Source organism: Cognaticolwellia aestuarii (assembly GCF_002000025.1).
GTDB lineage: Bacteria > Pseudomonadota > Gammaproteobacteria > Enterobacterales > Alteromonadaceae > Cognaticolwellia > Cognaticolwellia aestuarii.
The window spans coordinates 17348-30617 of the sequence record NZ_MUZV01000011.1; the positions used below are offsets into that span (position 1 = coordinate 17348).

Genomic DNA, 13270 nt, shown 5'->3' on the forward strand with positions numbered 1-13270 from the left:
CACATGACATAATTTTGTTATTTTATCCGACAATTAAATAAGGAAGCTTTTATGTTGTTATCGTTATGTCGAATTGTAATATTATTTCTAATTAGTGCTTCGTTTAGTGCCTTTAGTGCTAATGTAAGTACTTACTTGCCCGATGGCGCCACATATGACAAAACAATACCAACACCAGAATCAGCATTAGGGTTTGGTATTGGTGAACGTCATCCCCGTCATGACCAAGTATTAAATTATTTAACACAAGTAGCAGACGCGTCATCACGAGTGACAATCAAAGAAATTGGCAGAACTACCGAATTTCGCTCGCAAGTTTTATTAACTATTTCTAGCGCTACCAATTTAGCCAATCTTGATGATATCTTAGCGCGACGTGCCGATATGACAATGTCAGCTACAGATCCCGTTGTTGTTTGGCTAGGTTATAGTGTTCATGGTGATGAAATTAGTGGCACCAATGCGGCTATGGTTGTGGCTTATCATTTAGCGGCATCACAAGATAAAGTGGTTACTGAAATGCTTAATGATACGATTATCGTCATTGAGCCAAGTATTAACCCTGATGGTATGGATAGGTTTGTTAATTGGGTAACTACCCATCGTGGCATAACCCCTAATGCTGATCCCAACCATATTGAACATCATCAAGACTGGCGCACCGGTCGTACTAATCATTTTGGTTTCGATCTTAATCGTGATTGGTTGCTATTATCACAAAAGGAAAGCCAAAACCGTCTACCTTATTTTCATCAATATCAACCGAATGTTTTGGGTGACTTTCATGAAATGGGAGCTCACGGTAGTTACTTTTTTCAGCCGGGTATTCCAACACGCACGCATCCTTTAACGTTGGCAAAAAATACTGAATTAACAAAACTATTAGCGACTTACCATGCTAGCGCGTTAGACGCTAAAGATCGTTTATATTACAGTGAAGAAAGTTTTGATGATTTTTACTATGGCAAAGGCTCAACGTATCCTGATATTAACGGTGGTATCGGCGTATTATTTGAACAAGCAAGTAGTCGAGGCTTTCAACAAAATAGTGTAAATGGCTTATTAACCTTTGAATATGGCATACAAAATCATGTTTTAACGTCTTTATCAAGTATTGAAGGCGCTTGGAAAAACAAAGCGCAGTTTAAAGCATATAGGAAAGATTTCTACAAAATTGCTGAGAAACAAGCGAGCGATGAAAACTTTAACGGCTATATTTTTACTGAAGGCAAAGACAATTATCGTTTACAGAGTTTTTTAAGCAAGTTACAACAGCATCAGATCAAGGTTTATGGATTAACACAAGATTATAAAATTCATGAACGTATTTATCCAGCTAAGCATAGCTATTACATCCCGTTAGCCCAACCCCAATATCGTGTGATTAAAGCGCTTTTTACTCAACAAAAAAACTTTCAGGATAATACCTTCTATGATGTTTCTGGTTGGACATTACCACTTGCTATGAATATAAGTTTTGCTCAAGTTGGACGAACATGGGGCTTAAAAACAGCAGATACACCGTGGCAGCCAATGAGTGAAAAAATGGCTGATGTTGATGATTCTGCTTACGCTTATGTATTTGAGTGGAATGAGTTTTTAGCGCCTAAACTGTTACACAAAATAACGACTGCAAAGCTGAAAGCTAAAGTGGCAACTAAAACCTTTTCTGCCGTTGTAGACGGCGTTGAGAAAACTTTTGCACAAGGCAGTATTATTGTGCCTGCTGGCAACCAAAGGGTTAAAAACTGGCAAAGTAAACTGAAAAGCTTCGCTGTTGACAGTCAAATACCGTTATTGGCCTTGGAAACAGGGCTAACTGTTAAAGGTATTGATATTGGTAGCAGTTCATTTCGTCCGGTCACTACACCAAAAGTTTTGATGATCGGTGGTAAAGGGGTATCTCAGTACGAAGCTGGTGAAGTGCTATATTACTTGGATAACTTATTGGAAATACCGGTTACTGTCGTTGAAATGCAACGTCTAGCAGCAATTAATTTAGCCGATTACAGTCACATCATTATGGTGGATGGCAAGTATTCGATGTTAGATAACCGAGCTGTGAGTAAGCTGAAATCATGGTTAGTTAATGGTGGAGTACTGTTTGGTCAAAAGCGTGCAGCACGCTGGTTATCAGCAGAAGAGTTGCTAAAAATTGATTTTGTCACTAAAGATCATATTGATCAGTTATTTGATACTGAAAAACTTAACTATGGTGACAAGGAAGTTTTAGCGGGTAGAAAACGTATTGCGGGCGCTATTTTTCAAGCAGAATTAGATACCAGTCATCCTTTGGCTTATGGCTATCAAAACAACGAACTACCAGTATTTAGAAATAGCACAGTGATAATGGAGCAAACCATTTTACCATTTGTTAGTGTGGCTAAATACAGTAAAACGCCATTATTGAGCGGTTATGCAGATCAAAACTTAGTTAATCGACTTGCTAATAACCCAACGCTGGTAGCCCATAATGTTGGTAAAGGTCGAGTTATTGCTAGTACGGATGACTTAGCTTTTCGTGGTTACTTTTTGGGCAGTATGAAAATTATGGCTAACAGCCTATTTTTTTCTAAAGCTTTTAGTACTAGCCTAGCGGAATAAAAGTCAGCTTTTACCAGGCAGAGCCAAACAAAGACTAAGGAGTGTAATATTTTGCACTCCTTTTTTTTTCAGTAATCGACAAATTTCATTTGCTGTTGTACCTGTGGTCACCACATCGTCAATTAAAACTACCTGTGTTGGCATAGGAAACTGCGTATTAAATTGAATGCTAAAAGCGTTTTTTAAGTTTTTTCTTCGTTCCGCCCCTGATTTACCTACTTGGTTTTCTGTGAGTTTGTCACGAACAATAATGTTGGTTTGATAATTATAGTTAAAATGTTGTGCAAATTTTCGTGCAATAAGGTGAGCTTGATTAAAGCCGCGTTCTTGCCATTTTTTAATATGTAATGGAACTGCTAAAATCATGGTATTTTCAGAGGTTAAATTAACGTTTTCAATCTCAAGGTACTGACGCCAGTGGATAATTAATAAATAACTTAGTAATGCTGCTAATTCTGTTTTATGTTGATATTTTAACTGGCCAATCCAAGTATCGAATGGCCAAACGTAAGGCGCTATCGCTAGTAGATGATCAAAACGATTGATTGGGATAATTTTTGCTATAGCGGGCCATAATAATAAATCGTATGGCACACGTTGATGATCAAAATAGGGCAGATCAGCTTGGCAATATTGGCACAATAGAGGGTGCTGTTGGCAAGGGTTACCACATAAGCAACAACAACTAATATGTAGTTTTAAGTTATTTACATGTCTGCTGAATGACTGACCGAAATAACGAACTATCTGATGAACGTGTTTGTTGGCAAATTCCATTTTCAGCATCCTTTCGTTAAACTACACCTTCACTAATATTCAGCATTATAGGCATGATTGAAAGCATGGCAGAAAGATTAAAAATTGCGAGCCAAGGGCAAGGTACTCCGTTAGTATTTATACATGGCTGGGGGCTAAATTCAGCTGTTTGGCAGCCATGTTTACAACAACTTGAGGCTGACTTTGAGGTGATCACAATTGATTTACCCGGCTTTGCAACTAACCAAAAATTTCAGCTAGCTGACTATAGTTTGGAAGATATCGCAAAACAAGTTCAGCAAGCTGTTGCTAAGCCAGCTGTTTATATTGGCTGGTCTTTAGGTGGCTTAGTTGCGAGTAAAATAACGCTTGCTCAGCCTGAGCAGGTATTAGCATTAGTTACCGTTGCTAGTTCACCCAAATTTGTCGAAGATGAGCATTGGCCGGGCATTAAAAAAACTGTTTTGGCAATGTTTCATCGACAACTCGCGCAAGATACCACAAAAACTATCAGCAATTTTTTGAAAATACAGGCGATGGGTAGTCCAAATGTTCGTCAAGACATTAAGAAGATTCGTGACTTAGTTATGCAACATGAACAGCCTAGTCAGAAAACCTTGGATGATTCATTAGCATTATTAGCAAGTTCAAATTTGTCTGATGCATTAAGTGATATTCGTCAGCCATTTCTCAGGCTTTATGGCAAGCTTGACGGTTTAGTGCCCAAGCAGGTTATTCCCTTGATTGACTCTTTAGCGCCTAATAGCGAATGTCATATATTTCCATATGCCTCGCATGCGCCATTTATATCGCATCAGGAAGAGTTTTTATCCGTTTTGCAAAACTGGTTGTTACAGCATTTTAATCAGGGTTAATGGTTTACTTTTTTATGCTTTTGGTTAATAATTAAACAGGCCGTGAACGGCTATATCGTTATTATTTAATTGTGCTATTGGTAAATTAATAAAGAGTATTTAGGAGGATTTTATGGAAATTCAATCAGCGTTCAATGCTGGCGTACAAGGTTTTCAGAAAGCAACCGATGATGCTAACCAAGCTGCTGCGAGCATAGCGTCAAATATTGCTGTTGGCCCTGATGACTTTGGTATTGGTCAAGAAAATAATGCTAACGCGACTGAGCAAAACAAAAATAATGGTGAACTATCAGATTTAAATCAATCGATAGTTGATTCCCGAGTTGCCGAATTTCAAGCGAAAGCTTCTGCAGAAGTTATAGATGCTGCAGATGAGAATTTAGGCACGTTATTGGATGTGCGCGTTTAGCAATCATGAATATTAATTCGCAAGGCTATAACTTACCTATACCAACTGCAGTAAACCTGCAGACGGATAGCCTGCGTCGTGAGAATCAGCAACGAGAGATCATTGCTAAACCTGAGCCCTCTCATCAATCATCTGGTGAAAAGGGAGTTGCCTCAGATAAAGAGCGTGGACGCACCCCAGCTCAAAATAATGAACAAGTCGACTTTGCTAGCCTGCGTAAGCAAGCAGAGCTTGCTAATGATGTTATTGGTGATAATTCAGAGCGTTCAGCGCAAGACTCACCACAAGATAACGAAAATGATACTAGTGAACAAGATAGCAACCCTAAAGGAGAGCTAACTGAAGAGCAAGGTTCACAAGACGGTGCTGAAAAATCTAGAGAAGCTGTATTTGCCGAGCAGCAGGAAGTCAAAAGCCTAAAACAACGCGATCAAGAAGTACGTTCACATGAGTTAGCTCATGCTGCAGTTGGTGGAGCTTATACCGGTGCACCTAACTATTCATTTGAGCTTGGCCCTGACGGTAAAAAGTATGCCGTTTCTGGTGAAGTTTCGGTTGATTTAGCACCTGTTGATGGTGATCCTAGCGCTACTATTGCCAAAATGCAGAAAGTTCATGCAGCAGCATTAGCTCCAGCGAATCCGTCAATTCAAGATACTCGAGTTGCGGCCTCGGCTGCTAAATTGATTGCACAAGCTCAATCAGAGTTATCGGCAATATCATTGGAAGATCCTGATGTAAAACAAGACTTTGTTGGTTTAATTAAACCTAATGATGTGCTTGCCCAAGAAGAGCAAGGTAGTACTGATGCTAGCACTGAGTTTGATCAATTTATTGGCCAAACTTTATCTGCTCAAGAACAAATAGCGCCGAGCAGATCTTTAGAGGTAGATGAAAGAGCTGGGCGTATTAATCAATTTTACGCAAATATTAATCAAGCTTACGAAAAACCAGCAAGTTATCAATTCCAATTAACAGCTTAACCCAATTGACAATTTTGCAACAAAAAGCCTGCAAATTAGCAGGCTTTTTATGTTTAGTTTTACAGTATTATGCGTTAAAGCTGGGTCTTAAATACCGTAATCTTCTCGATACTTTTTAATGCTAGCTAAACTGTCAGCCATATCTGGCTTTTCTTCTAAATAACAAATCAAGTCAGCTAAAGTAACTATCGATATTACTTGCGTGTTAAAATCGCGCTCAACTTCTTGAATGGCAGAAAGCTCAGCTTGACCTTTTTCTTGTCTGTCTAAAGCGATCAGTACGCCTGACAACTCAGCACCATGGGCTTTAATTATTTCCATCGATTCACGAATAGCCGTACCTGCGGTGATCACATCATCAACTAACATCACTTTGCCTTCAAGCGCTGAGCCAACTAAGCTGCCGCCTTCACCGTGGGTTTTTGCTTCCTTACGGTTGAAACAATAAGGCATATCAATATTGTAACTGTCAGCAAGTGCAACCGCTGTTGTTGTTGCAATAGGTATACCTTTGTAAGCAGGGCCAAATAGTAAGTTGTAGTCAATTTTTGAGTCTTGCAAAGCCGCGGCATAAAAGCGACCTAAGCGTGCCAAGTCACCACCGGTATTAAATAAGCCAGCATTGAAGAAGTAAGGGCTTGTACGTCCAGACTTTAAAGTGAATTCGCCAAAACGTAAAACTTGTTTAGATAAAGCAAACTCAATAAATTCGCGTTGGTAATCTTTCATCATTAGCTCCTGTCAGTGGCTTAGTTTAAGGCAGTTTTTTGAATATCAAATAGCTCATTAATGCTATTTTTAGCTAATGTTAGCATTGCTTGCATTTCGTCAAAACTAAAGGGTTCTTCTTCGGCAGTACCTTGTACTTCAATCAATTTACCTGTTTCTGTCATAACAACATTCATATCAGTATCGGCTGAAGAGTCTTCAAGGTAATCTAAATCAGAAACAGCTTCGCCTTGATACATTCCAACAGAAACAGCTGCAATCATGTGTTTAAGTGGATTATTGTTAATAATACCTTTCGCACGCATATGATTTAATGCATCAACTAAAGCAACACATGCTCCGGTAATTGATGCTGTACGAGTACCGCCATCAGCTTGAATGACATCACAATCAACAGTAATGGTGTTTTCGCCCAGCGCTACTAAATCAACTGCTGCACGTAATGAGCGAGCAATTAAACGAGAAATTTCTAAAGTACGACCGCTTTGTTTACCGTTAGCAGCTTCACGGCGCATACGGGTATGAGTTGAACGAGGAAGCATGCCGTATTCAGCAGTGATCCAACCTTTGCCTTGGCCTTTTAGAAAGCGTGGTACGCCAGTTTCAACGGTTGCGGTACATATAACTTTAGTATCACCAAACTCAATAAGCACTGAGCCTTCTGCATGAGCTGTGAATTGACGAGTAATGGTTACCGGACGAATTTGTCCTAAAGTTCTGCCACTTGGACGCATGTTGAAATTCCTATCATAGTATAATTGCTGCGCATTATAATCGTTCGTATAGCAATTTGACATAATGACGTATCAACTATTTTGAAATATAGTTAATTAATCTAAGGTCATTCTATTAAGTTATTATTATGCGTTGGCATTGAGTGCCATCACAATAGAGAGAATTTATGAAATTTCAGCTGTTAATCACTTTGTTCATCATAAGTCTATTTTTCACAAGCCAAGCAAATGCCAAAGATGCGGATAGTCAGCCAGTAAAAGCGTTGCCGTTATACAGCCAAGTCTATGACGACAAGCGCGATCCATTTAAAGATGCACAAGCAGCTATTAAGTTGGCGCAAGCAAGTGGTAGAAATGTATTGATTGAAATAGGCGGTACTTGGTGCACTTGGTGTCACAAAATGGATGCCTTCTTAGCCGATAATCCCGATATTTATCAACAACTACATGACAATTATGTGCTGCTTAAAATCAGCGTTAGCGACAGCAATGAAAATGAAGCCTTTATGAAGTCATTACCGCCAGTACAAGGCTACCCTCACATGTATGTATCGACCAATACTGGCCAAATGTTATTGTCGAAAGATACCGCTGAGTTATTGGATAATTTAGAATATTCACCTGAATATTGGTCGGCCTTTTTAAGCAAATGGCAGGCAGCAAACAACAAGGAAAATAGTGATGTCACAAATGCAAAAAGCTAGAGCTGCAGTCCGAAAAAAGCGCATCAGCAAGCCATTGTCACAGATACTGTCTTTTTTTGATGAAAGCTTTAGCACACCGAAATGGTTACAAAAAAAAGTCACCCGTCGTGATGCACTAAAGTCTGCAGCAGGAGCGACTATGGTGGCTGCAATACCTATGCGTAGTTGGTCAGCAAGTATGAGCAATCGGCTTGAAGGAGCATTGAAAACTGATCCATGGTTAACTTTGGATGCTGTACTGGCTCACATGTTACCTGAATCACCAACCGGCCCTAGTGCGAAAGAAATTCAAGTAACACAGTATTTATACAACGTGGTTTTTCAACAGCCAACAGAAGAGGCTGAAATTGAGTTTATTTATAAAGGTGTTGGTTGGCTTAATGGCTTCAGTAATAGCCAATTACAGCAGAACTTTATTGCCTTAACGTTTGACGAGAAAGAAAATATTTTACGAGCGATCAGTAAATCAACCGCGGGTGAAAATTGGTTAAGTAACTTGGTTGGTTATATATTTGAAGCCATGCTTTCCCCACCGAGTTATGGCGGTAATCCAAACGGTATAGGTTGGCAATGGTTAGAGCATCAAGCAGGGTTTCCTTTACCGCAAGCAGGGCAACGTTATTACGAATTGCCCGGAAAACAACCGATTGTGTTAAGCAGGGCGTCGACACTTGCAAAGCAAACAACCACGCATGTGGTTAGTCATCAACAATATACACGTAAGCAAGTAGGGACTCGAAAAGCATGAAATATGATATTTGTATCGTAGGTAGTGGTGCGGGTGCTTCACCAGTCGCTTACACCTTAGCCAAAGCCGGCGCAAAAGTTCTGGTGTTAGAAAAAGGTGCTTGGTTAACCGAAAAAGAATTTTATAAAGATGAACTAGCGATTAGTTTGCGTGATGCTTACAACCCTAAGCTTGAAGATGAGCAGCATGTTATCGAAGAAGAATATGAAACCAGCGACGGTGAAAGCTTCTGGCAGGGTGAACCTACCAGTGAGTCAGGGTGGAGTTTTTGGAACGGCACTGTTGTTGGTGGTTCATCCAACTTTATGAGTGGTTATTTTCATCGTTTAAAGCCGATAGACTTTCGGTTGAAAACAGAATTTGGCGCTATTGAAGGGGCTAATGTTGAAGATTGGCCGATTAGTTACGATGAACTTGAGCCTTATTATGCTCAAGTTGAACAAGTTGTTGGTGTTTCAGGCCGAGTGACAAAACATCCCCACCAAGAACCTAGGTCTACTGACTTTCCATTTCCACCAGTTGCTGAGCACGGCATATCTTCATGGATTGATGAAAGCGCAGAAAAAATTGGCTATCACACTGTGCCTGTTCCACGTGCAATATTGTCACAACCAGCAATGGGCAGAAACAGTTGTGAATACTCAGGTTATTGTAGTAGTTATGGCTGTTCATCAGGTGCTAAAGGTAGCGGTAGGGCTGCGTTGCTTAATCACGCGGTAGCAACTGGAAACTGTACGATTACCCCGCATGCAAAAGTTTATAAAATTGCCACTGACAGTAAAGGCGAAATATCAGGTGTGCATTATTATGACAAAGCTGGGCGTGAGCAAATAGCTCAGGCCAAATACTATGTTGTAGCTTGCCAAGCGGTAGAAACCTCTCGGTTGTTATTAGCCTCAAAAGGTGAAAAGTTTCCTAATGGTATTGCGAATAGCTCAGGCCAAGTGGGTAAAAACTTAATTTTTAGTGGTGGTGGTACCGGACGTGGAGACTTCTTTTATAAGGATTTAACCAAAGCCAAGCAAGCACAACTCAAGCAAGTTGGACCGTTTATTAATCGAGCTCTACAAGATTGGTATCAAATTGATGATAAAGCATTTAATGGCTTTAACCGCGATGGAAAAGCGAAAGGCGGTACGGTAGATTTTTTGTTTTATCAAAATCCAATTTCACGCGCGCAAAGTACAAAGTGGCAATATGACGAAAGCCAAGACAGTGAAAAACTACTGTGGGGCGAAGCACTTAAACAAAGCATGAAAACTGAATTTACCACTTATAAAACGTTACGCTTCGAGGTGTTTAATGACTGGTTGCCAACTGATAACTGCTTTGTGGCCTTAGATGATGATATTACCGATAAATGGGGTGACCCAGTAGCCAAAATACGCATTGGCGCGCACAGTCATGATTTAGATGTTGGTGAATATCTAGCTGAAAAAGCAGAGAAATTACTGCTAGAAATGGGGGCAACTAATATTTCTTCGTCGATAAGCAGCGCACCGGCAGCAAACTTAATGGCGGGGGGCTGTCGATTTGGTGATGATCCTAAAACAACGGTGTTGAATAAAAACTGTCAGGCGCATGACGTTGACAATCTCTTTGTCACAGACGCTTCATTTATGCCAACAGGTGGTAGCGTGCCTTATACGTTTACCATTTATGCTAACTCGTTCCGAGTCGCTGATCATATAAAACAACGTTGGCAGAAAAGTATCAGCTAGCATAGACAATATTGGCCAAGCTAGAAATATATGCCTTAGCTCTGATTGCAGTAGATACCTGATCTTAGCTAGGGCATAATTCCAGTTATAGACCAAATTTAATAGTTAGGAAATTCAATGATCCATAGTATGACAGCGTTCTCTCGCCATGAAATTAAAGGTGAATGGGGCAACGCAGTGTGGGAAATCCGCAGTGTTAATCAACGTTTCCTCGAAACTTATTTTCGTTTGCCTGAGCAGTTTAGAAGCATAGAGCCAGTATTACGTGAGCGTTTTCGTAAACAATTAAACCGCGGAAAAGTTGAATGTAATTTACGATTTAATGCTAATCCGGGTGAAAAAAGCAATTTATCGATGAACACAGCGCTCGCAGAGAATTTGCTTAAACATGCAAATTGGATCAATGAGCAAACATTGAATAGCCAAATTAATCCGCTAGAAATCATGCGTTGGCCGGGAGTGATGGAAGCCGAAGAATCAGACATGAATGTCATTCAAGCTGAAATTCTAGCTGGTTTTGACCAAGCATTAAAAGACTTTATTGCTGCCCGAGCAGATGAAGGTGCCAATATGAAGGTGCTTATCGAGCAACGTTTAGATGGCATTATCGAACAAGCCGAGATTGTTAAAGGTCATATGCCAGAAATAATTCAATGGCAGCGTAAGCGTATTACTGACAAGTTTGCTGATGCCAACATTGAACTAGAGTCTTCACGCGTTGAGCAAGAACTGGTATTACTTGCGCAAAAAATGGATGTTGACGAAGAAATTGACCGTCTATTTAGCCACGTAAAAGAAACTCGCAGCATTTTGAAAAAAGGCGGCGCCCAAGGTCGTCGTTTAGACTTTATGATGCAAGAATTCAATCGCGAAGCGAATACCTTAGGTTCTAAATCTATCAATGCTGATATCACTAATTCAGCGGTTGAATTAAAGGTTTTAATTGAACAAATGCGTGAGCAGATCCAGAATATAGAGTGATATTCGTAGGTATCCATAGCGGCCTGTTTCTTATTGATTTATAGGGGTGTTATTTAAATTTTCGTTCGTAGGTGTCCACAGTTACCCACCGAAATCTATACCTAAGTGGTGGGTTAATTGGTGGGTAGGTGGGTATTTACAAATGCACTAGTGGTGGGTGAAATGAATCCCAAGAGATACACGGCTTGGGGGAGCACTATGAGTACTTCGGGTAATCTAACGGTTAAAGAACTAGAGTCTAAAATAAAAAAAGAAAATGCAGGTCGCTACGCAGATGGTGGTGGGTTGTATTTTGTTGTTCCAAGGTCTAGCTCAGCTTATTGGATGGTTCGCTACACTTCCAATAAAAAACGTAAAGAGATGACGCTAGGTAAGTACTCTGATCTTTCGTTAAAAGATGCACGATTTGAAGCCGCTTCTAAAATGAAGCAACTCAGAGAAGGCCTTGATCCGCTGTTAGCAAAAAAACGTGCCGAGCAAGAAAGCATTAAAACAGTGGATGACCTATTCGAAGACTGGTATCCAACACTCGAAGCGAGACTTAAACACCCGAAAATCCCCAAACGCATTTATACCAAAGATATTGCCCCACATATTGGTGAATTTAAAATTGACCAGGTAACCGCCAGAGATATCCGCACCACAGTAGAAGATATAAAAGCTACAGGTAGATTGGCTATCGCTAATGATGCATTAGGCTATTGTAAACAATTATTCAATCACGGCATAAAACTCGACTTACTCGCTTATAATCCAGCTGCTGCTTTCACTTTTAAGGATGCTGGCGGTGTAGAAAAGAGCAGAGAACGAGCATTGAGTGAAGATGAACTCAAACAGTTTTTTGCTACAGCCAAAAAACATAACGACAGCTTTAGTCGAGAGAACTATGGGAAGTCCACAAAGTATATGGTGTTTTTTCATCTATAGGATACGATAAAAAGATAAGTTCGGTACTTACCAATTTGTGTGTTTACAAAGGCTGCTTGCCCCAAGGGGCTCCTACTTCTCCAAAGTTAGCCAACTTAATTTGTGCAAAGCTTGATGCTCGAATACATGGGTATGCTGGACCTAAAGACATTGTTTACACTCGCTACGCTGATGACATTACTTTATCTGCCAAATCACTTCAAAAAGAGGAAAAGGCAAAAGCTTTTATTGGCACAATAATCGCCGATGAAGGTTTGAAAATAAATAGAACGAAAACGAAGCTTTTTGGAACAACAAGACAGAAAAAAATAACAGGTCTTGTCGTATCTCACAATAGTGTAGGAATTGGTAGAGAGAATCTCAGGGAGTTAAGGGCTAAGATACATCATCTTTTTACTGGAAGAAGCTGTGAATATTCACATATTAATGGCTATTTAGCTTTTACTTATGGTGTTGATAAAAAGTCTTATAACAAACTACATAAATTTATAGGCACAATGGCGAGTAAATACCCAAGCTCTGATGCCAATAACTATGTACATCAGAAAGTAAAAAAAGAGGAGTCTTAGCCTCTTCTTATTTAAGTAGCTCATGCTTTTTCTTGACTTGAAATTGTTAATAATTACAATGGGTTTCAGACCTATAGTCTAATATGGCAAGACGCTACTCTCGAGTAGAAATCCCAGTTCTATTCTGGGCAGGTAAAGAGCATTTTGGTAAGTGTTTTTTACCTACAAAGGATAAAAGTGATGAATGAATCTGATAGATTAAATGTATTTGAGGCCCAAACAGAAAACGTTAGGACCTTAGAAAAAGCATGGATTCATCTTAATAGAACAATTAATCAAGCATTAGCCAATAATCAATGAGCTGCTAAAAATTAAATTATAGAGGATAATAGTTTTATTGCTTTTTACCAACGATCAAATATTGATTTGATGCTCTTGCAAAGCAACCGTCTTGCATTGTTCTACTATCTACAGTCAATGTATTACTTGGGCCGAAAGTTTGAACAGTAAAGTCTCGCTGCTCAAGGTAATTTGCAATTTCGTACGCTTTTTCTTGTGATTCAGCTGTTTGAACGTAAATATCAGACATT

At 39.7% G+C, this 13270-nt stretch carries 14 protein-coding genes; 10 read left to right on the forward strand and 4 right to left on the reverse strand.

The features are described 5' to 3' along the window. The first annotated feature begins 51 nt into the window (after positions 1-51). Positions 52-2604: a M14 family zinc carboxypeptidase gene (locus B0169_RS15775; RefSeq protein WP_077287566.1), complete on the forward strand. Its 2553-nt coding sequence runs from the start codon at positions 52-54 to the stop codon at positions 2602-2604. 3 nt (positions 2605-2607) lie between these two features. Here B0169_RS15775 and B0169_RS15780 read toward each other — a convergent pair whose 3' ends face one another. Next, a complete protein-coding gene (locus B0169_RS15780; protein ID WP_077287568.1) occupies positions 2608-3381 on the reverse strand; it encodes a ComF family protein in 774 nt (257 codons plus the stop codon). A gap of 65 nt (positions 3382-3446) precedes the next feature. Here B0169_RS15780 and bioH point away from each other — a divergent pair, with 65 nt between their 5' ends. The 3 genes from bioH to B0169_RS15795 all read left to right on the forward strand — a co-directional run bounded on the left by bioH (position 3447) and on the right by B0169_RS15795 (position 5627). Beyond that, entirely contained in the window at positions 3447-4235 is a 789-nt protein-coding gene (gene bioH / locus B0169_RS15785) for a pimeloyl-ACP methyl ester esterase BioH (RefSeq protein WP_158077111.1), read from the forward strand. Positions 4236-4347: 112 nt separating this feature from the next. Continuing rightward, entirely contained in the window at positions 4348-4644 is a 297-nt protein-coding gene (locus B0169_RS15790; RefSeq protein WP_077287572.1) for a hypothetical protein, read from the forward strand. Positions 4645-4649: 5 nt separating this feature from the next. Beyond that, positions 4650-5627 (forward strand): putative metalloprotease CJM1_0395 family protein, encoded by a 978-nt coding sequence (locus tag B0169_RS15795; RefSeq protein WP_077287574.1) that lies wholly within the window; start codon positions 4650-4652, stop codon positions 5625-5627. Between the two features lie 87 nt (positions 5628-5714). On the opposite strand, the gene pyrE is transcribed toward B0169_RS15795, so the two are convergent. Together pyrE and rph are read right to left on the reverse strand one after the other, a co-directional pair. Beyond that, positions 5715-6356 carry an orotate phosphoribosyltransferase gene (pyrE, locus tag B0169_RS15800; RefSeq protein ID WP_077287576.1) on the reverse strand — a complete coding sequence of 214 codons (642 nt, stop codon included), beginning with the start codon at positions 6354-6356 and terminating at the stop codon, positions 5715-5717. Positions 6357-6376: 20 nt separating this feature from the next. Continuing rightward, entirely contained in the window at positions 6377-7090 is a 714-nt protein-coding gene (gene rph, locus B0169_RS15805) for a ribonuclease PH (protein WP_077287578.1), read from the reverse strand. A 167-nt stretch (positions 7091-7257) separates the two neighbouring features. Here rph and B0169_RS15810 point away from each other — a divergent pair, with 167 nt between their 5' ends. From B0169_RS15810 to B0169_RS15835, 6 genes are all read left to right on the forward strand, one after another. Further along, the gene (locus tag B0169_RS15810) at positions 7258-7794 is read left to right on the forward strand and encodes a thioredoxin family protein (protein WP_077287580.1); all 537 of its coding nucleotides are present in this window, start codon (positions 7258-7260) and stop codon (positions 7792-7794) included. Continuing rightward, complete coding sequence (locus B0169_RS15815) at positions 7772-8542, forward strand: gluconate 2-dehydrogenase subunit 3 family protein (RefSeq protein ID WP_235838601.1); 771 nt, start codon at positions 7772-7774, stop codon at positions 8540-8542. The genes B0169_RS15810 and B0169_RS15815 overlap by 23 nt, the downstream gene beginning before the upstream one ends. Beyond that, the gene (locus B0169_RS15820) at positions 8539-10263 is read left to right on the forward strand and encodes a GMC family oxidoreductase (protein ID WP_077287582.1); all 1725 of its coding nucleotides are present in this window, start codon (positions 8539-8541) and stop codon (positions 10261-10263) included. The genes B0169_RS15815 and B0169_RS15820 overlap by 4 nt, the downstream gene beginning before the upstream one ends. Positions 10264-10380: 117 nt before the next feature. Continuing rightward, the gene (locus B0169_RS15825; RefSeq protein WP_077287584.1) at positions 10381-11244 is read left to right on the forward strand and encodes a YicC/YloC family endoribonuclease; all 864 of its coding nucleotides are present in this window, start codon (positions 10381-10383) and stop codon (positions 11242-11244) included. A gap of 162 nt (positions 11245-11406) precedes the next feature. Next, positions 11407-12171, forward strand: coding sequence for a tyrosine-type recombinase/integrase (locus B0169_RS15830; protein ID WP_235838602.1), 765 nt, complete (start codon positions 11407-11409; stop codon positions 12169-12171). 35 nt (positions 12172-12206) lie between these two features. After that, on the forward strand, positions 12207-12740 hold the full coding sequence (locus B0169_RS15835; RefSeq protein ID WP_268875730.1) for a reverse transcriptase domain-containing protein: 534 nt from the start codon (positions 12207-12209) through the stop codon (positions 12738-12740). 334 nt (positions 12741-13074) lie between these two features. Here B0169_RS15835 and B0169_RS15840 read toward each other — a convergent pair whose 3' ends face one another. Beyond that, the gene (locus tag B0169_RS15840) at positions 13075-13269 is read right to left on the reverse strand and encodes a hypothetical protein (RefSeq protein ID WP_077287590.1); all 195 of its coding nucleotides are present in this window, start codon (positions 13267-13269) and stop codon (positions 13075-13077) included. Position 13270: the final 1 nt, after the last annotated feature.

What these genes read in the sequence shown, in the direction of transcription:
- B0169_RS15775 (WP_077287566.1), top strand. Translation starts at nt 52, where the DNA reads ATGTTGTTATCGTTATGTCGAATTGTAATATTATTTCTAATTAGTGCT.
- B0169_RS15780 (WP_077287568.1), bottom strand. Translation starts at nt 3,381, where the DNA reads ATGGAATTTGCCAACAAACACGTTCATCAGATAGTTCGTTATTTCGGT.
- bioH (WP_158077111.1), top strand. Translation starts at nt 3,447, where the DNA reads ATGGCAGAAAGATTAAAAATTGCGAGCCAAGGGCAAGGTACTCCGTTA.
- B0169_RS15790 (WP_077287572.1), top strand. Translation starts at nt 4,348, where the DNA reads ATGGAAATTCAATCAGCGTTCAATGCTGGCGTACAAGGTTTTCAGAAA.
- B0169_RS15795 (WP_077287574.1), top strand. Translation starts at nt 4,650, where the DNA reads ATGAATATTAATTCGCAAGGCTATAACTTACCTATACCAACTGCAGTA.
- pyrE (WP_077287576.1), bottom strand. Translation starts at nt 6,356, where the DNA reads ATGAAAGATTACCAACGCGAATTTATTGAGTTTGCTTTATCTAAACAA.
- rph (WP_077287578.1), bottom strand. Translation starts at nt 7,090, where the DNA reads ATGCGTCCAAGTGGCAGAACTTTAGGACAAATTCGTCCGGTAACCATT.
- B0169_RS15810 (WP_077287580.1), top strand. Translation starts at nt 7,258, where the DNA reads ATGAAATTTCAGCTGTTAATCACTTTGTTCATCATAAGTCTATTTTTC.
- B0169_RS15815 (WP_235838601.1), top strand. Translation starts at nt 7,772, where the DNA reads ATGTCACAAATGCAAAAAGCTAGAGCTGCAGTCCGAAAAAAGCGCATC.
- B0169_RS15820 (WP_077287582.1), top strand. Translation starts at nt 8,539, where the DNA reads ATGAAATATGATATTTGTATCGTAGGTAGTGGTGCGGGTGCTTCACCA.
- B0169_RS15825 (WP_077287584.1), top strand. Translation starts at nt 10,381, where the DNA reads ATGATCCATAGTATGACAGCGTTCTCTCGCCATGAAATTAAAGGTGAA.
- B0169_RS15830 (WP_235838602.1), top strand. Translation starts at nt 11,407, where the DNA reads ATGAATCCCAAGAGATACACGGCTTGGGGGAGCACTATGAGTACTTCG.
- B0169_RS15840 (WP_077287590.1), bottom strand. Translation starts at nt 13,269, where the DNA reads ATGTCTGATATTTACGTTCAAACAGCTGAATCACAAGAAAAAGCGTAC.